The sequence below is a fragment of the Roseomonas genomospecies 6 genome (assembly GCF_008365375.1).
Taxonomy (GTDB): domain Bacteria; phylum Pseudomonadota; class Alphaproteobacteria; order Azospirillales; family Azospirillaceae; genus Azospirillum.
This window is the reverse complement of record NZ_QOKW01000003.1, coordinates 318,635-336,712: the sequence shown is the minus strand read 5'-3', so window position 1 is coordinate 336,712 and position 18,078 is coordinate 318,635. Positions and strand designations below refer to the sequence as shown.

15 protein-coding genes are annotated in these 18,078 nt (G+C 68.7%); 2 read left to right on the top strand and 13 right to left on the bottom strand.

Going from position 1 to position 18,078, the window contains the following annotated elements:
• Positions 1 to 882 precede the first annotated feature (882 nt).
• From DS843_RS06140 to ccoN, 10 genes are all read right to left on the bottom strand, one after another.
• Positions 883 to 3,153: an NADP-dependent malic enzyme gene (locus tag DS843_RS06140; protein ID WP_149467994.1), complete on the bottom strand. Its 2,271-nt coding sequence runs from the start codon at positions 3,151 to 3,153 to the stop codon at positions 883 to 885.
• Between the two features lie 217 nt (positions 3,154 to 3,370).
• Positions 3,371 to 4,108 (bottom strand): Crp/Fnr family transcriptional regulator, encoded by a 738-nt coding sequence (locus DS843_RS06135; protein WP_286191962.1) that lies wholly within the window; start codon positions 4,106 to 4,108, stop codon positions 3,371 to 3,373.
• Positions 4,109 to 4,224: 116 nt separating this feature from the next.
• Entirely contained in the window at positions 4,225 to 4,344 is a 120-nt protein-coding gene (gene ccoS, locus DS843_RS31740) for a cbb3-type cytochrome oxidase assembly protein CcoS (RefSeq protein ID WP_286191973.1), read from the bottom strand.
• Positions 4,298 to 6,766 (bottom strand): heavy metal translocating P-type ATPase, encoded by a 2,469-nt coding sequence (locus tag DS843_RS06125; protein WP_149467992.1) that lies wholly within the window; start codon positions 6,764 to 6,766, stop codon positions 4,298 to 4,300. Before DS843_RS06125 ends, ccoS begins: the two co-directional genes overlap by 47 nt.
• Before the next feature lie 34 nt (positions 6,767 to 6,800).
• Entirely contained in the window at positions 6,801 to 7,325 is a 525-nt protein-coding gene (locus DS843_RS06120; protein WP_149467991.1) for a FixH family protein, read from the bottom strand.
• 46 nt (positions 7,326 to 7,371) lie between these two features.
• Complete coding sequence (gene ccoG, locus DS843_RS06115) at positions 7,372 to 8,904, bottom strand: cytochrome c oxidase accessory protein CcoG (protein WP_286191961.1); 1,533 nt, start codon at positions 8,902 to 8,904, stop codon at positions 7,372 to 7,374.
• A 255-nt stretch (positions 8,905 to 9,159) separates the two neighbouring features.
• Entirely contained in the window at positions 9,160 to 10,047 is an 888-nt protein-coding gene (gene ccoP / locus DS843_RS06110; protein WP_149467990.1) for a cytochrome-c oxidase, cbb3-type subunit III, read from the bottom strand.
• A gap of 3 nt (positions 10,048 to 10,050) precedes the next feature.
• A complete protein-coding gene (locus tag DS843_RS06105) occupies positions 10,051 to 10,212 on the bottom strand; it encodes a cbb3-type cytochrome c oxidase subunit 3 (protein ID WP_014238792.1) in 162 nt (53 codons plus the stop codon).
• 13 nt (positions 10,213 to 10,225) lie between these two features.
• Positions 10,226 to 10,966: a cytochrome-c oxidase, cbb3-type subunit II gene (gene ccoO / locus DS843_RS06100; protein ID WP_149467989.1), complete on the bottom strand. Its 741-nt coding sequence runs from the start codon at positions 10,964 to 10,966 to the stop codon at positions 10,226 to 10,228.
• Positions 10,967 to 10,985: 19 nt separating this feature from the next.
• Positions 10,986 to 12,482, bottom strand: coding sequence for a cytochrome-c oxidase, cbb3-type subunit I (gene ccoN, locus DS843_RS06095; protein WP_149467988.1), 1,497 nt, complete (start codon positions 12,480 to 12,482; stop codon positions 10,986 to 10,988).
• Positions 12,483 to 12,726: 244 nt separating this feature from the next.
• Between ccoN and DS843_RS06090 the strand changes: the two genes are divergently transcribed.
• Complete coding sequence (locus DS843_RS06090; RefSeq protein ID WP_149467987.1) at positions 12,727 to 13,257, top strand: hypothetical protein; 531 nt, start codon at positions 12,727 to 12,729, stop codon at positions 13,255 to 13,257.
• Between the two features lie 115 nt (positions 13,258 to 13,372).
• Positions 13,373 to 14,581, top strand: coding sequence for a class I SAM-dependent rRNA methyltransferase (locus tag DS843_RS06085; RefSeq protein WP_149467986.1), 1,209 nt, complete (start codon positions 13,373 to 13,375; stop codon positions 14,579 to 14,581).
• Positions 14,582 to 14,743: 162 nt separating this feature from the next.
• Here the strand turns inward: DS843_RS06085 and DS843_RS06080 are convergent, their stop codons facing one another.
• The 3 genes from DS843_RS06080 to DS843_RS06070 all read right to left on the bottom strand — a co-directional run bounded on the left by DS843_RS06080 (position 14,744) and on the right by DS843_RS06070 (position 17,924).
• A complete protein-coding gene (locus DS843_RS06080; protein WP_286191960.1) occupies positions 14,744 to 16,006 on the bottom strand; it encodes a class I SAM-dependent RNA methyltransferase in 1,263 nt (420 codons plus the stop codon).
• A gap of 77 nt (positions 16,007 to 16,083) precedes the next feature.
• Positions 16,084 to 17,499: a multicopper oxidase family protein gene (locus tag DS843_RS06075; protein ID WP_149467984.1), complete on the bottom strand. Its 1,416-nt coding sequence runs from the start codon at positions 17,497 to 17,499 to the stop codon at positions 16,084 to 16,086.
• Between the two features lie 8 nt (positions 17,500 to 17,507).
• The gene (locus DS843_RS06070; RefSeq protein WP_149467983.1) at positions 17,508 to 17,924 is read right to left on the bottom strand and encodes an acyl-CoA thioesterase; all 417 of its coding nucleotides are present in this window, start codon (positions 17,922 to 17,924) and stop codon (positions 17,508 to 17,510) included.
• Positions 17,925 to 18,078 lie beyond the last annotated feature (154 nt).

Genomic DNA, 18,078 nt, shown 5'->3' with positions numbered 1-18,078 from the left:
GCCCCACCCCCGTCCCTGCCCCGGCGGGGGAAAGCAGCCCGTCCTCGTCGGGGACCGGGCGGGGGGCGCGCCGCTGGAAGGGCTTCACCCGCACCTCGAACATGCGCTCCACCGGCACCGGCAGGCTGAATTCCAGGATGCGCGAGGCGCCGCCCTTCAGCACGGCGTCCACCGCCTCCAGCACCGCCGGGTTGCGCAGCGAGGCGGCGAGGTCGCGGTCCAGGATGCGGTCGCCGAACAGGGCGCGCGCCGCCTGGTTGGCCCGCGCCACCTGCCGCTCCGCCCCGACCAGAACCAGCGGGTCGTGCAGCGCCTCGATGATCGATTCGTTGGCTTCGAGCTGGGCCAGAGCCAGTTCGGTGCGCGCGCCCATGACCCGGCGCAGCCGCACCGCCGCCGCCGCCGCCGCCCGCACCGGGCCGGAGGCCGTGACGGGCAGGGACGGGACCGGCTCCGTCGGGCCGGCGGCGAGCTGCGCGGCGTGGTCGGCCACCGTCCGCAGGTCGCGGACATAGCCCTGGAGCATCAGCGCCACCCCGCCCAGCCCGGCCAGCCCGCCCAGAACCGCCACCAGAGGCCCGACCGTCCCCTGCCGCCACAGCCACCACAGGGCCGGCAGCAGCGGCGCCAGCACCAGCACGGCGGCGAGGATCAACCGGAGGGGCGGCATCGGCCTGGGAGTCATGGACGGCGCTTCTCGTGCGTCATGCGGACGGTTTTAGAGACGGAACTCCGCTTTTACACCATCCCACAAGCCGGCGGGCGGGCGTCACAAAAGATTAACGCGCGGGCCGGGGTCATCGCCCGGACCGCGCGCCGTCCAAAGAGCGCCTTCCGAAGAGCGCCTTCCGAAGAGCGCCTTCCGAAAAACGCCGCCCCCGCTTACCAGGGCAGCGAGTCGTGGGCCGCCAGAGCCGCCGCGGTGACCAGATCGTTGACCGAGGCGCCCATGGTGACGATCTGCGCCGGCTTGTCCAGGCCGATCAGCAGCGGGCCGATCATCTGGCCGCCGGCCATCTTGTTCAGCAGCTTCGCCGTGATGTTGGCCGAATGCAGGCCCGGCATGATCAGCACGTTGGCCGGACCCGACAGCCGGCAGAAGGGATAGACCCGCTTCATGAGCTGGTAGTCCAGGGCCACGTCCGCCGACATCTCCCCGTCATACTCGAAATCGACGCGGCGCTTGTCGAGGATGTCGATGGCCTCGCGCAGCGGGTCGGTGTTCGGGTGCGGGTGCTGGCCGAAGTTGGAGAAGGACAGCAGCGCCACCCGCGGCTCGTGCCCCATCTGGCGCGCCTTGGCCGCGGCGCCTATGGCGATGTCGGCCAGCGTCTGGCCGTTCGGGCGGACATGCACCGTGGTGTCGGCGATCAGCACCGTGCGGTTGCGCGTCAGGAAGACGTGCAGGCCGAAGACCGGCTCGTTCGCCTTGGCGTCGATGACCCGGCGGATCTCCTCGAAGGCCACGCCGAAGGTGCGGGTCAGGCCGGTGACCATGGCGTGGGCGTCGCCCTGCGCCACCATCAGCGCGGCGAAGACGTTGCGGTCCTGGTTCACCATGCGCTGGCAATCGCGCAGCAGGGCGCCCCGGCGCTGCATCCGGCGGTACAGATAGTCGCTGTAGCGGCGGTTGGCGTCGGAGATGCGGGCGTTGTGGATCTCCAGCGAGACGCCGGACTGGCCCATCGCCGCCAACTGCTCCTTGATGACCTCCTCGCGCCCGATCAGCACCGGCGTGCCGAAGCCGGCGGCGCGGTAGGCGAGCGCGGCGCGGATCGTCCGCTCCTCCTCGCCCTCGGCGAAGACGACGCGGCGCGGGTTGGCCTTCACCTTCTCAAGGATGAGCTGAAGGCTGTCCGCCGTGGGGTCGAGACGGGTGCGCAACGAATTCCGGTAGCCCGCCAGATCGACGATGGGTTTGCGCGCCACGCCGGTTTCCATGGCGGCCTGGGCCACCGCGGCGGGGACCGTCACGATCAGGCGCGGGTCGAAGGGCACCGGGATGATGTATTCCGGCCCGTAGCGCAGGCGGCGGCCCGAATAGGCGGCGTCCACCTCGTCCGGCACATCCTCGCGCGCCAGGGCGGCCAGCGCCTTGGCCGCGGCGACCTTCATCGCCTCGTTGATGGTGGTGGCCCGCACGTCGAGCGCGCCGCGGAACAGGTAGGGGAAGCCCAGGACGTTGTTGACCTGGTTGGGATAGTCGGAGCGGCCCGTCGCCACGATGGCGTCGGAGCGGACGGCCTTCACCTCCTCCGGCGTGATTTCCGGATCGGGGTTGGCCAGCGCGAAAATGATCGGCTTCGCCGCCATGGACCTGACCATCTCCGGGGTCATCGCGCCCTTGGCCGACAGGCCGACGAACACGTCGGAACCGGCCACCGCCTCCTGGAGCGTGCGCTTGTCCGTTTCCACCGCGAAGGACGACTTCCACTGGTTCATGCCGTCGGTGCGGCCCCGGTAGACGACGCCCTTGGTGTCGCACAGGATGATGTTCTCGCGCGGCACGCCCATGGTCGTGAACAGCTCGGCGCAGGCGATGCCCGCGGCCCCGGCGCCGTTCACCACCATCGTGATGTCCTTGATGTTCCGCCCGGTGATGTCGCAGGCGTTGATCAGGCCGGCGGCGGCGATGATGGCGGTGCCGTGCTGGTCGTCGTGGAAGACGGGGATGTCCAGAAGCTCGCGCAGGCGCTCCTCGATGATGAAGCAGTCCGGCGCCTTGATGTCCTCCAGGTTGATGCCGCCGAAGCTCGGCCCCAGGAAGCGGACGCAGTTGACGAACTCGTCCACGTTCTTGGTGTCGACCTCCAGGTCGATGCCGTCCACGTCGGCGAAGCGCTTGAAGAGGACCGCCTTGCCCTCCATCACCGGCTTGGAGGCGAGCGCGCCCAGGTCGCCCAGCCCCAGCACCGCCGTGCCGTTGGAGATGACGGCGACGATGTTGCCCTTGGCCGTGTAGTCGTAGGCCGTGCTGGGGTCTTCCGCGATGCGCAGGCAGGGAACGGCCACGCCCGGCGAATAGGCCAGCGACAGGTCGCGCTGGGTCGTCAGCGGCTTGGTGGGCGAAATCTCCAGCTTGCCCGGACGCCCGGAGGAGTGCAGCAGAAGGGCTTCTTCGTCGGTGACGCGCTTCGTATCGGGTTCGGTCATCGGGGTTCGGTTCCTGAGCGTAGGCTGTCGCAGCCGTTCTTCTTTGGGCCGGTCGTGTTTCTTGTGCGTGGTGCCGGCCGTTCGGGCGGGGGATGTTAGCCCGCGCGGGCGCGTCCCGCCAGAGCGGGATCGCACGAAAGATGCGAATTCTGAACGGAACGCGACATATCAGACCACCGAAATGATCGAAGCGATCATTTCGTGTCCGTAAGGAGGCTCAGCAGCCCTCGGCCATGTCGTAGATGGCGTCCATGTCGCTGATGAGGACCTTGTTGCCTTCCTGCAGCGAGATGGCCCCGGCGGTCTTCAACTGCGTGAAGGTGCGGCTGACCGTCTCGGTGGTCAGGCCCAGGTAATCGGCGATGTCGGCCCGGCTCATCGGCACGTAGACGGGGTTTTCCTTGTGGCCGCGCCGGGCGGCGCGCTGGGACAGCATCAGCAGGAAGGAGCAGATCTTCTCCTTCGCCGTCTTGCGGCCGAGCAGCAGCATCTGGTCCTGCGCCGCCGCCAGCTCGTTCGAGGCCATGGAGAAGAGACGGCGCTGCATCTTCGGGAACTCGTCCATCAGCGCGTCGATCTTCTTGCGCGGAAAGCGGCAGAGCGTCGCCGTGGTCACCGTCTCCGCGGTGTACGCGTAGCTTTCGTTGACGGCCAGCCCCAGGAAGTCGCCGGTGACGAGGAAGCCGGTGATCTGGCGGCGCCCGTCGGGCAGCAGCTTGTACAGCTTCACCGTGCCGGCGGTGACGTTGTAGAGCGTGTCCGCCGCGTCGCCTTCGCTGAACAGGGTCTGGCCGGCTTCGACGCGCGCGGTCTGGAGGATGTCGGCGAGACGGCGCAGCTCCTCGGGGTCCAGAGCGGCGCAGACGGTCAGGCTGCGCACGGGACAGGCCCCGCAGGGATTCATCTCACTCGCCACGCCCTTTTCGCGGGCGCGTCCCATGTCGAAGGGTGGCATGGCATGTCCCAACCCTTAGCCGTACATCGCGCCCATAATCGTCATAATCGGTCCGCTTCGCAACGGTGCTCACACGGGCCGTCACCGAATTGCCATAAGGCCCCCGGTGCGAGGGCTTATTTCTTGTCGGCGTCCGGGCGCGGCGGCTCGTCGTCGAACAGGATGCGGTGGGCCGCCCCGTCCAGATCGTCAAACTGCCCGGACTTGAGAGCCCACAGGAACGCCCCCAGGCCCATCAGCCCCAGGCTCAGCGCGATCGCGATCAGATAGAGAAGCTCGGTCATCCGTCAGGTCCTTGGTCACCGCGCCGCGGCTGAGCCGCAGGGCGTTGGCGATAACGATCAGAGAGGAGGAGGACATCGCCAGCGCGGCCAGAAGCGGCGTCAGCATGCCCGCCATGGCGATGGGCACCGCGAACAGGTTGTAGACCAGCGCGATGGCGAAATTCTGGCGAACCAGCCGCCCGGAGCGGCGGGACACCTCGAACGCCTCCAGGATGGGGCGCAGGCGGCGGCCCTGGAACACCACGTCGGCGGCGGTCTGGCTGACGTCCACAGCGGTGGACGGCGACATCGACACGCTGGCCGCGGCCAGAGCCGGGGCGTCGTTCAGCCCGTCGCCGACCATCAGCACCTTGCGCCCCTCGGCGGCCAGCGCGTCCAGAACGGCGGTCTTGTCGGCGGGCGTCTGGCCGGCGCGCCAGTCCTCGATGCCCAGTTGGGCGGCGACGGCGGCCACGGCGCCGCGGCGGTCGCCGGACAGCAGCCGCACGTCCAGGCCCCGCGCCTTCAGGGCGCGTACCACCGCCGCCGCGTCGGCGCGCGGCGCGTCGAGGAAGGTGATGCGGACCGGGGCGGCGCCGGGGCGGGCCAGCCACAGCTCCGGTCCGGCGGCGTCCTCCGCCGCGTCCGGCGCACCGGTGAAGGCGCGGCTGCCCAGCCGGATTTCCCCATCCGGGCCATCCAGGGCGAGGCCGGCGCCGGGAATCTCCCGCACGCCCGCGGCGACGGGGACGTTGGGCAGCGCACGGCTCAAGGCGCGCGCAAGCGGGTGGCGGCTGGCCCCGGCGAGCGAGGCGGCGAGGCGCAGGTCGTCCTCGGCCACCCCGTCGAGCTGCGGAACGGGTCGCCCCTCGGTCAGGGTGCCGGTCTTGTCGAAGACCACCGTGTCGATGACGGCCAGACGCTCCAGCGCCGTGGCGGTCTTCAGCAGGATGCCCTGCCGCATCAGCCGCCCGCTGGCGATCACCTGCACCACCGGCACGGCGAGCGCCAGCGCGCAGGGGCAGGTGATGATGAGGACGGCGACCGCGTTCATCAGCGCGTCCTGCCAGGGAAGGCCGCCCAGCAGCAGCCAGCCCAGGAAGGTGCCCAGCGCCGTCACATGGACGACCGGGGCGTAATGGCGCGACACGCGGTCGGCGATGGCGACGTATTTGGCGCGGCCCTGCTCGGCCACCTCCATCAGCCGGACGATCTCGGCCAGCAGGGTGCCCTCCCCCACCGCCGTGACGGTCACGCGCAGGGGGGCGGTCAGGTTCAGCATGCCGGCGAACACGCGGTCGCCGGGGCGCACGCTGCCCGGCACCGTCTCGCCGGTGATCAGCCCGGTGTCGAGGTCGGAGACGCCGTCGGCCACCGTGCCGTCCACCGCGACCCGCTCGCCCACCGCCACCAGGACGGTGGAGCCGGGGCTGACCTGATCCGGCGGAACGATGGCGCTGCGCCCGTCCTCGCTCAGAACCGTCACGGAGGTGGCGTGCAGGCCGAGAAGCTGTTCCGCCGCCGACCGCGCCCGGCCCCGCGCCCGCTGGTCCAGGTAGCGCCCGATCAGCAGGAAGAACAGCAGCATCATCGCGCCGTCGAAATAGGCGTGGTGGCCGCTGTTGATCGTCTCGAACAGGCTCATGCCGGTGGCGAGCAGGACGCCGATGGTGATCGGCACGTCCATGTTCGTCCGCCCGCGCCGCAGCGCCTGGAGGGCGGACCGCGCGAAGGGGCGCACGGCGTAGGCGATCGCCGGCATGCAGATCAGCGCCGACAGCCAGTGCATCAGGTCGCGCGTGGCGCTGCCCATGCCCGTGGCGTGGCCGGCCCAGACCGACACCGACAGAAGCATCACGTTGCTGGCGCCGAAGCCGGCGACGGCCAGCGAGCGCAGAAGCTCCTTCTCCGTCTTCGCTTGAGCGTCGCCCAGCCGTTCCGGATCGAAGGGAACGGCCCGGTAGCCGATGCGGGCGATGGTGTCGACGACGGTGTTGGCGTCGGTCTCGGCCTCGCGCCACGTCACCGACAGGCGGCGCGTGGTCATGTTCAGCCGCGCGTGGGTCACCCCCGGCTGGCGGGCCAGAGCGGTTTCGATCAGCCAGACGCAGGCGGCGCATTGCAGCCCGTCCACCATCAGGTGCAGCGAGGCGGTGCCGTCGCCGGCCTGCTTGGCGTGGGGGGCGTAGTCGAGCGGCGGCGCCTCCCCGTCCGGACGCAGGGGCCGGGCGGCGGGATCGACGCAGCGCCGCTCGTAATAGCGTTCCAGCCCGAGCCCGCGGACGAGGTCGTAGGCCGCCGCACAGCCGGTGCAGCAGAAGGGGCCGGCGCCGTCGGAGGCGGTGGTGCCGGTGCCCTCGGGATGCTCCTGCCCGCAGTGGAGGCAGACGGTCATGTCACGGAACCCGTATGCTCGTTTGTCCAGACGATCACTTCACGAAGATGCGCTGCTCGTCCTGATAGTCGCCGGTGGCGTGGTGGATTTCCACGCGCAGGTCCCACTGGCCGGCCAGCGGCAGGGAGACCGGGGCGGCGAAGCGGCCCTCACCCAGATAGGGCAGGTCAAGGCGCACGTCGTGGCCCTCGCTGGTCGGGCGGATGAAGGCGGCCTTCACCTCGGCGTCCTTCAGCAGGTTGCCGTGCTTGTCGCGCAGCGTCAGGGCGAGGATGCCCTTCTGCGGCTCGGTGCCCGTGAATTCGGTGGCGACCTTCCAGCCACGCTCGGCCTGGGCGCGGGCGCCGGCCAGATCCTGGTTGTACTTCAGGCCCTTCATGAAGTGCTGCTCGGTCTGGACGCCGGTCCAGCTCGAAAAGGCGAAGTGCAGCATCACGCCGTTGACCGCGATCACGACGGCGAAGCCCGCCACGAAGATCCAGGGGATGTACCAGCCGGGCTGGCGGCCGGTCCGGCGGGGCGGGTTGCGGCGGTTTCCGGCGTCGGTGGACAGCGTCATCGTCGTCTTGACCTTCAGTAAATGCGGCACAAACAGCCGGTCGGGATCAGTTCGCCGGCCCCATGAAGACGGAGTCGTAGGTCGCCGCCTCACCATCCGCCGAGGTTAGCCTGAAAGTAAGGGGCTGGGAGGCGCCTTGCAAACCGGTGCGGGGCACGGTCACGAAAATTCTGTAGGTCGCGACCATGTCCGGACCGGCGGTCAGGCGCTGGGTGCCGGCCTGCTCTTCCTGGCCTTCCCCGGCGACCGACAGGCTGGCCTCGTTCAGCCCCGCGACCGCCAGCGTGTAGGAGCGCGGGTCGCGGGTCATGTTGGAGATCTTGAAGGTGTAGGCGTTGCGCACCGACCCGTCGGACAGGGCGACGTACAGCGGGGCGCGGTCGCGCAGCACGCTGATGTCCAGCCCCGGCTTCAGCATCAGCCCGATCCCGATCGCGCCGGCGATGACCAGCATCATCAGCGAATAGAGGATCGTGCGCGGGCGCCACAGCCGGTAGGGCACCGGTTGGCCGCCGGTGGCGACGGCCACCTGGTTGGTCTGGGTGTCGAACGCGATGAGGCCGGTCGGGCGTCCGACCTTGGTCATGATCTCGTCGCAGGCGTCGATGCACAGGCCGCAGCCGATGCACTGCATCTGGAGCCCGTCGCGGATGTCGATGCCGGCGGGGCAGACATGGACGCAGTTGAAGCAGTCGATGCAGTCGCCCAGACCTTCGGCCTTGCGCTCCTCCCAGCTCTGCGACTTGCGCATCAGGCTGCGGCTCTCGCCGCGCCAGTCCTGGTAGGTGACGACCAGGCTGTCCTCGTCGATCATCGCCGACTGGAAGCGCGGCCACGGGCACATGTAGGTGCAGACCTGCTCCCGCGCGAAGCCGGCCAGGAGGTAGGTGGTGGCGGTGAACAGGCCGATGAAGCCGAGAACGGTCGAGGACACCTCGAAACGCAGAATCTCGCCCATCAGGGTCGGCGCGTCGGTGAAATAGAAGATCCAGGCGCCGCCGGTCGCCAGGGCGATCAGCAGCCAGATCAGGTTCTTCAGCGCCTTGCGCCCGATCTTCCGGGCGGACCATCCGCCCTGGTCCAGCCGGATGCGCTCGCCGCGGTCGCCCTCCACCAGCCGTTCCACCCAGACATAGAGGTCGGTCCACACCGTCTGCGGGCAGGCGTAGCCGCACCAGACACGCCCGGCCAGCGAGGTCGCCAGGAAGAGGCCCAGCGCCGCCAGGATCAGCGCGCCGGTCAGGTAATAGATCTGCTGCGGCCACAGCTCCACGAAGAAGAGGTAGAAGCGGCGGTTGGCGAGGTCGAGAAGCACCGCCTGATCGGGCGCGTCCGGCCCGCGGTCCCAGCGGACCCAGGGCAGCACGTAGTAGATGGCCAGCAGAACCGCCAGCGCCGCCCATTTGATGCGGCGGAACGTGCCCCGCACCGCCTTCGGATAGACCTTGGCGTGCTTCTGGTACATGGAGCGCGACGCGCGGCGCTGCGCCTTCGGCGGCGCCGCGGCAGGGGCCTCGCCGGGCACGACGCCCTGGGGCGCATCGGTTTGGAGCGGCTTCTGTTCGGTGGTCGTGCTCATGACCTCGCCTTTTTCTTCTGGCGTCCGCCCTGGGGCGGCTTGGCCATGCCGACATGGTTCGGCCGTGGCGAGGGGACTATGGCGGCAGAAGGTCACAGGGGCATTGCGATGGATCAAAGGATTTTTGCGGGGTCCCGCTGCCCACCGACCCGCGCTCGGCCCCTCGTTCCGGCAAAAGAAAAGTGCCGGGGAGTCGCCTCCCCGGCACCGAAGTCCGATCAAACCCGCCGGAGGGTGTCCCCCGGCTGGGGCGGCTTACTTGCCGCCGCCCAGGTTGTGGACGTAGACGGCCAGCGACTTGACCGTCGCGTCGTCCAGACGCTTCGACCAGGCGGGCATCACGCCGGCGCGGCCGTTCGTGATGGTCTCCACCAGCGACGCCTTGTCGCCGCCATACAGCCAGTTGGCCGTGACGAGCGGCGGAGCGCCGACGTCCAGACCGGCCGCGACCGAGCCCTGTGCATTGTCGCCGTGACAGGCGGCGCAGTTCTCGTCGTAGACGGTCTTGCCCTTCGCCGCGGCGGCGGCGTCGGTCGAACGCTTGTTCAGCGACAGGACGTACTCCGCGACCTGAGCGATCTGCTCGCGGTTCAGGATGCCGTCCTTGCCGAAGGCGGTCATGCCGATGCCGACGGTCCCGCGGGTGTCGGCGTCATCCGCACGGATGCCGTGCTGGATGGTCTTGTAGATGTCGGCGGTGGTGCCGCCCCACAGCCACACGTCGTCGGCGAGCGTCGGGAAGCCCTTGGCGCCCTGACCGCCGGCGCCGTGGCAGGCCGCGCAGTTCTCGTTGAAGTAGGACCGGCCGCCGGCCATCGCGAAGGCAAGGAGGTCCTTGTTCTTCTGGATGTCCTCGACCGAGGTCGCCGCGATGGCCGTCAGGTACTTTTCCTGAGCCTTCTTGCCTTCGGCGATCTTCTGAACGACTTCCTCGCGCTGCGAGTAGCCGAGCAGCCCCTTCGTGTAGCTCTTGCCCAGCGGCCAGGCCGGGTAGAGCACGTAGTAGACGAGCGCCCACGCGATGGAGGCGTAGAAGATGTACAGCCACCACTTGGGAAGGGGGTTGTTCAGCTCCCGCAGGCCGTCCCACTCGTGGCCGGTGGTTTCGACGCCGGAAAGGGCGTCCTTTTCCTTTTGTGCCATGGCCTAAAACTCCTGACCATCTTCCTTGAGCGGGATCCGGGAGGCGTCTTCGAACTTGCCCCGGTTGCCTGGCCACATGGCGTAAACCACGATGCCGGTGAAGAGCAGGGCCAGCCAGACGGTCCAGAAGGACCGCAGGGCGACAGTGATCGAATCCAAATCCATGGACCCCTCCCGGTTACTGCTGGAGCTGCTTGGGCGACTGGTACTTGGTGAAGTCCACCATGGTGCCCAGGACCTGCAGGTAGGCCACCAGCGCGTCCATTTCGGTGACGCCCTTGTTGCCAGTGAAGTTCGCCACGACGGCCTTCGGATAGCGCTTCAGCAGAGCGGCCGTGTCGGCGTCCGGGTTCTTCTGCGCTTCGAGGTCAGCCTTGGCGTTGGCGATCTGCTCGTCCGTGTAGGGGACGCCGACGATGCGCAGGGTCTTCATGTGATCCTGGATGTCGGTGTACTTCAGCGGACGATCCTTCATCCAGGCGTAGCCCGGCATGATCGATTCCGGCACCACGGCGCGCGGCTCGACCAGGTGGGCGACCTGCCAGTCGTTGGAGTACTTGCCACCCACGCGGGCCAGATCCGGACCGGTGCGCTTGGAACCCCACTGGAAGGGATGGTCGTACATGCTCTCCGCGGCCAGCGAGTAGTGACCGTAACGTTCCACCTCGTCGCGGAACGGACGGATCTGCTGGCTGTGGCAGTTGTAGCAGCCTTCGCGGTAGTAGATGTTCTGGCCAGCCAGTTCGAGCGGCGAATAGGGACGGACCCCGTCCACCTTCTCGATCGTCGACTCGATCGTGAACAGCGGGACGATCTGGACGAGGCCGCCGATCGACACGGTGATCAGGATCAGGACGATGAGCAGAAGCGTGTTCCGCTCGATCGTGTCGTGACTAAAGCCCTTTTTTTCCTCAGCCATTTTCTCAGTTCCTCCGGCGTCAGGCCGCACCGACCGCCGCCTTGTGCGGGGCGGAGGCATAGGGCTTCTCGATGCGGACGTCACCCTTGGCCGTGCGCCACAGGTTGTAGACCATGATGAGGGCACCCGCCAGGAACAGGACGCCGCCCAGAGCACGGATCACGTAGAAGGGATGCATGGCCGCGACCGTCTCGACGAACGAGTACTGGAGGAAGCCGAGGTTGTCGTAGGCGCGCCACATCAGGCCCTGCATGATGCCCGACACCCACATGGCGGTGATGTAGAGCACGATGCCGATCGTGGCGGTCCAGAAGTGGTAGCTGACCAGACGCATGCTGTAGAGCTGCGAGCGCTTCCACAGGACCGGGACCAGATAGTAGATCGCGCCGAAGGAGATGAAGGCCACCCAGCCGAGCGCGCCGGAGTGCACGTGACCGATCGTCCAATCGGTGTAGTGCGACAGGGCGTTGACCGGCTTCACGGACATCAGCGGGCCTTCGAACGTGGACATGCCGTAGAAGGCCACCGACGTCACGAGGAAGCGCAGGACCGGATCGGTGCGCAGCTTGTCCCAGGCACCCGACAGGGTCATGATGCCGTTGATCATGCCACCCCAGGACGGCATCCACAGCATGACCGAGAAGGTCATGCCCAGCGTCTGCGCCCAATCCGGCAGAGCGGTGTAGTGCAGGTGGTGCGGGCCGGCCCAGATGTAGAGGAAGATCAGGGTCCAGAAGTGCACGATCGACAGGCGGTACGAATAGACCGGCCGCTCCGCGCGCTTCGGAACGAAGTAGTACATGATGCCGAGGAAGCCGGCGGTCAGGAAGAAGCCGACCGCGTTGTGGCCGTACCACCACTGCACCATGGCGCTCTGCACGCCCGAGACGAACGGGTAGGACTTCATCCCGGTCAGCGACACCGGGACGTTGACGTTGTTGCCGATGTGGAGGATCGCGACGGTCAGGATGAACGCCATGAAGAACCAGTTGGCAACGTAGATGTGCGACTCCTTGCGGGTCATCACGGTGCCGATGAACTGGATGGCGTAGATGACCCAGATGACCGTCAGGTAGAGGTCGAGAATCCACTCCGGCTCAGCATATTCCTTGCCCTGGGTGTAGCCGAGCACGTAGCTGAGCGCCGCCAGGACGATGAAGATGTTGTAGTTCCAGAAGACGAACTTCGCGAGGCCCTCGCCGCCGAACAGGAACTGGCGGCTGGTGCGCTGCACGGAGTAGAGCGAGGTGGCGAACAGGACGTTGCCGCCGAACGCGAAAATCACGGCCGAGGTGTGGACCGGCCGCAGGCGCCCGAAGCTCGTCCACTCAAGGCCGAGATTCAGCGCCGGAAAAGCGAGCTGCAGCGCAATGAAGACGCCGGCCAGGAAGCCGACGACACCCCAGAACACTGAAGCGATGACGAAGAGTCGGACGGCGTCTTCGTAGTAACGCACATTTTCCGACACCCGCTGGCTGCCCAGGGCGGCCCCTGGCGTCAGAGTCGCTGATGTCATTCAATCTCTCCCGTTTGCCCCGGGCGGCTCGGGCCGCTCCCTCTGAGGTTGCACCACCGCTGGGTACGTACTGTTAAGGAGGGGGGCAGGTTCACATACGATGCACTCTATGCGGACGCCGGTTGCGCCTGCCTCCAATAATCCCAATATGTGTAGGGGTGGACCTTGCAACATTGATCTACGTCAACGACCGGTCTTACCGGTGTTTGCCATCGTTCACCGTCCTTCACGCGGTCGGACGGGCATGGACGAAAGCTTCATCGCGAAACCTCTCGGTCAGCGTCAGATCGACCAGGCCTATCCGCTGGTGCGGGCCATCGCCCCGGACCTGCCGGTGGAGCAATGGCGCGCATTTGCCGCAGCACTTATCGGGTCGGCCGATACCCCCGTGACGCCGTCCGGCATCATGACCGTGCAAAACGCACGGGGGTACCTCCATGGGCTTTTCTCATACGCCATTGCGGAGCATCTTCGCCATGGTCGAATTCTGGCCGTGGAGAATTTCGTCGTGCTCGACCTGTTCGACATGACGGGTCCGGCGGAGACGTTGCTGCGGTCCATGGACCGTCTGGCGCGCAGCCACGGCTGTGCCGCGATCCACACGGCCCTGCCGGAATCGCTGGCCGGGCGGGCGGAGTCCCGCAGCCCGCTGCTGTCCTGCTTCCACCAGGAAGGACACCGCACGGAAACCTTGCGGCTGTGCAAGGCGATGGACGGCGCCAACGACAACCGCGCGCATCCGTCGCAGGTTGAAACGCCGCACGGCATACCATAGGGCACGCCGGAAAAGGCCGGCGCGCCGGCCCGCCCTTCGAATCCGCCCTCGCCTCCCCCGAATCCATCAATGTGACCGTTTGCTCGGCGGGCGCGAGCGGCTAGGATGCGGCATCATGACCGACACCCCCACCACCCCCGTCAAGTACCGGGCGATCCATCTGCAGGCCGGCCGCCAGCGGCGCGTCCTGCACGGCCACCCCTGGGTCTATTCCAACGAAGTCCAGATGGACACGGCGGCCAAGTCCATCCCGCCGGGCAGCCCGGTGCGCCTGCTGGACCCCGGCGGGACTCCGCTGGGCATCGCCACCTTCAACCCGCACACGCTGATCGCCGCGCGGATGCTCTCCGCCGATCCGGCGACGGTGGTGGACCACGCCTTCCTCGCCGGGCGCCTGAAGCGCGCGGTGGAGATGCGCGAGGCTCTGTTCGACCGGCCCTACTACCGCGTCGTCCACGCGGAGGCCGACGGGCTGCCGGGGCTGATCGTGGACCGCTACGGCGACGTGGTGACGGTCCAGGCCAACAGCGTCTTCATGGACCAGCGGATCGACGCCATCCTGGCCGCCATCGACGAGGTGCTGGCCCCGCGCGCGGTCATCCTGCGCAACGACAGCACCCAGCGTGGCCTGGAAGGGCTGCCGGAGGAAAGCCGGCTGGTGAAGGGCGAGATCGACGGCCCGATCCGGCTGGAGGAGAACGGCGCCACCTTCTTCGCCGACCCGCTGGGCGGCCAGAAGACCGGCTGGTTCTACGACCAGCGCGACAACCGCGCCTTCATCGCCAAGCTGGCGAAGGGCAAGCGGGCCATCGATTTCTTCAGCTACAACGGCGGCTTCGGCGTGCTCTGCGCCGTCGAAGGCGCGTCGTCGGTGGTGTCGGTGGACCGCTCGCAAGGGGCGCTGGACAACGCCATCCGCGCCGCGGAGGCGAACGGGGTGGCCGACCGCTTCGAGGCGCGCCGCGCCGACGCCTTCAACGAGCTGGAGCGGCTGAACGCCGAGGGCGAGCGGTTCGAGGTGGTGATCGCCGACCCGCCGGCCTTCGTGAAGTCCAAGAAGGACCTCGCCGTCGGCTGCCGCGCCTACCGCAAGATGACCCGGCTGGCCGCGAAGATCACCGCGCCGGGCGGCTTCCTGCTCTGCGCGTCCTGCAGCCACAACGTGGACCCGCCGACCTTCGCCGAGCAGGTCGCCCGCGGGCTGCACGACGCCGGGCGCACGGGCCGCATCCTGCGCAGCGCCGGGGCCGGGCCGGACCATCCGGTGCACCCGCATCTGCCGGAGTCGGCCTACCTCAAGGCCATCGTGATGCAGTTGGATTGAGTGGTTTGGGGGGCGGAGGTTTTCACCACGAAGACACGAAGGCACGAAGATTTTCACGAAGGGGCATCGGCTGGCGGAGGACCGCTTGGCTCTGCTGGACCTTCTTTGTGAAATTCTTTGTGTCCTTCGTGTCTTCGTGGTTCCCCGTCTCCATCGCAGCACTTACCGGGTGAACACCCCGACGACCTCGACATGGGCGGACCACAGGAACTGGTCCACGGGGTAAACGCGGTTCAACACGTACCCCCCATCCACCAGGGTACGGGCGTCGCGGGCGAAGGTCGCGGGGTTGCAGGACACCGCCACCACGCGCGGCACCTTCGACCCGGCCAGGGCCTGCGCCTGGGCGGCGGCACCGGCGCGCGGGGGATCGAAGACCACCGCGTCGAACCGCGCCAGCTCCTTCGCCGTCAGCGGGTTCTCGAACAGGTCGCGGCGCTCCGTTGTCAGGCGCAGCGCCCCCGCCGCCTTGTTCAGAGCGGCCAGCGCCGGGGCGTCCCCCTCCACCGCATGGACCGCCGCCCGCCGGGCGAGCGGAACCGCGAAGGTGCCCAGCCCGGCGAACAGGTCGGCCACCCGCTTCGGCTCCCCGATGTTGCCGAGGACAGCGGCGACCAGAGCAGCCTCCCCCTCGGCGCTCGCCTGGAGGAAGGCGCCGGGCGGCGGGGTCACCGGCAGGCCGGCGAAGGACACCGCGACCGGGCGGCGGTGGGCGATGGGCTCCGATCCGCCACGGCCATCCGGCTGTCGTTCATCCGCCTGCCAGGAGATGCGGGCCACACCCTCCCCTTCTCCGAAGGCCACCAGCCGTTCCCGCGCCGCGCGGTCCAGACTGCGCGGGCCGACCAGAACAAGGTCGATGCCGCCCTCCAGATCGGTGGCGATCACGTCGCAGCCGCCACCGTCCGGCAGGACCGACAGCAACAGCGCACGCAGCGGCTCGACCAGGGCGAACAGCTTCGGTAGCAGGACCGGACACTCCGTCAGGTCGGTCAGCCGGTGGCTCATCCGCTCGTTGAAGCCGAGCCAGACGCGCCGCCCCCGTTTCAGCGCCGCGAAACGGGCGCGTCGGCGCGCTCCCGGCGGTGTTCGGGACAGCGGTTCCAGAGGCACGTCGCCCAGCCCGACACGGGCCAGCGCGCCCTGCACCAGCCCGACCTTCCAGGCGGCGTAGGCCGCGTCCTCCATATGCTGGACCGTGCAGCCGCCGCAGGACCCGAAATGGGAACAGGGCGGCGCGGCGCGTCCGGGGCCGGGTTCCAGAATTTCCAAGAGATCGGCGCGCAGGCCCTCCCCTTTCGCGTTGGCAGGGTCCTTCACGGCCACGCGCACATGGTCGCCGGGAACGGTCAGCGGCACGAAGAGCTTGGTGCCTTCGAAAGCGGCAATGCCGTCGCCGCGCGCCCCGACCTCGGTGACGGTCACGTCTGCGGTGCAGGGGGCGGTGCTGCGGGGAGCGGTGCTTCGGGGGGATGGGCGGTGGTGTTTGGGGGCTGGTCGTTTCACGCGGTCACTCTCAGGACGGCCATCATGCCGGTCTCCTGATGCTCCAGAACATGGCAGTGGAGCATCCAGTCGCCGGCCTCTTCGGCCACGAAGGCGATCTCGGCCGTCTCATTGGGGCCGAGCAGGACGGTGTCGCGCCATTCGCGGTGCTCGGCCGGCTGGCCGTTGCGCGACAGGACGCGGAAGGGAAAGCCGTGCAGGTGCATGGGGTGCCACCAGCCGGTTTCGTTGACGAAGGCGGTCACCTGCGTCTGGCCGCGTTTGACGGTGATGAGCGGTTCCAAATGATGATGTCCCATGGCCGCCACGCCGTTCAGCGCCCAGAAGGGGCCGCGCGGCCCGGCGTTCTTCGGCATGGCGCCGTGCATCCCGCCGTCCAGCACCACGTCCTGGCGGACGGCCCCGGCAAGGTCGGGTTCGGGCAGCGGGTTCGGAGCCAGCGCGATGGGCGCGTCCAGCGGTGAGTCGCGCAAGGGCGCCTCGGCGCTGTAGGTCAGCCGGGTCAGCCGGTAGGCCATGCGCGGGTAGAAGCCGTCGACCACGTCGAACCCCTCGCCCGGCCTGCCCGCCATGTCGATCACGAGGTCGGCGCGCTGGCCGGGTCCCAGCACGACCTTGCCGCCCGGCGGGGCGTGCGGCGTCACCGGCTGGCCGTCCAGAGCGATCACCCGCGGCGCGTGCCCCTGGAAGTCGAGCGCGAAGACGCGCGCGTTCGCCGCGTTGATCAGGCGCAGGCGGACGCGCTCCCCGGCGCGGACCGGCACGCTGTCGCGGATGGCGCCGTTGATGGTGACGGTGTTTCCGATGCGCCCGGCGTGGGTGGCGTCCATGGGATGGCCGAAGCCGCCGGCCAGTTCCGCCTCCTTCGTCAGCCGCCAGTCGCCGAGCAGCCAGAGCAGGTCGCGGTCCACGCGGATCGGCTCCCGCTCCTCCACGATGAAGGCGCCGGTCAGGCCATGGGCCACCTGCACCCCGCTGTTGACGTGGGGATGGTACCAGAAGGTGCCGGCGTCCTTCAGCGGGAACTCGTAGTCGAACCGCCCGCCCGCCGGCACCGGCGGCTGCGAGAGGCCCGGCACCCCGTCCATGGCGTTGGGAACGCGCAGGCCGTGCCAGTGGACGGTGGTCGGCTCCGGCAGCTTGTTCGCGAAGGCGATGCGCGCCGTGTCGCCTTGGCGGAAACGCAGCTCCGGCCCGGGAATCCGCCCGTCATAGGCCCAAACCGACGTGTCAGGAAAGCCCTTCCCCGCCAGATTGACGCGGGCCGGACCGGCGGAAAGGGTCACGCCCCTCCCCTCCCCCACCGCCGCTTGGGCCGCCGCTCGGGCCGCGCGCGGCAGCAGGAACCCGGCCCCGGCGAGCAGGGCGGAACCGGTCAGAAGGGTGCGGCGGTCGAGGGAAAGGGGCGGCACGGGTGTCCTCACAGATAGCGGGCCAGAGCGTCGCGCAGATCCGCCGGAACCGGGGTCGGGCGGTGACTGTCCTTGTCCACGATGACGCAGACGGCCTCCTGCACGGCGATGCAGCGGTCGCCCTCGAAGATCGCCGCCCCCAGGACGACGGACGTGTTGCCGACCTTCACCACCCGCGCCCCGATGCGGACGTCCGCCGGGAACAGCAGTTCGGCCTTGTAGTCGATGACGCTGCGCGCCAGCACCACGGTCCAGGGGGAGTCGCCACGGAAACCGCCGCAGTCATGGACCAGCGACACGCGGAGCTGCTCGAAATACACGCCGATGGCGTTGTTGTTGACATGGCCGAGCGCGTCGAGGTCGGCGAAGCGCACATGCTCCGCGATCCAGAAACGGTAGAGGTCGGGGCGGGTCGGATCGGTCATGGTCGCCTGTCGGATGGTGGTTCCGGCCGAATGTGGCCGGTGCGGCGGGCCGGGGCAAGCCCGGGCATGACGGTCATGCCCCGTACCGTCCCGATTTGCCGCGCCAAGCCGGGCGGGCCGGTGTTATAGGAGTCGCACCACACACCCGCAACGG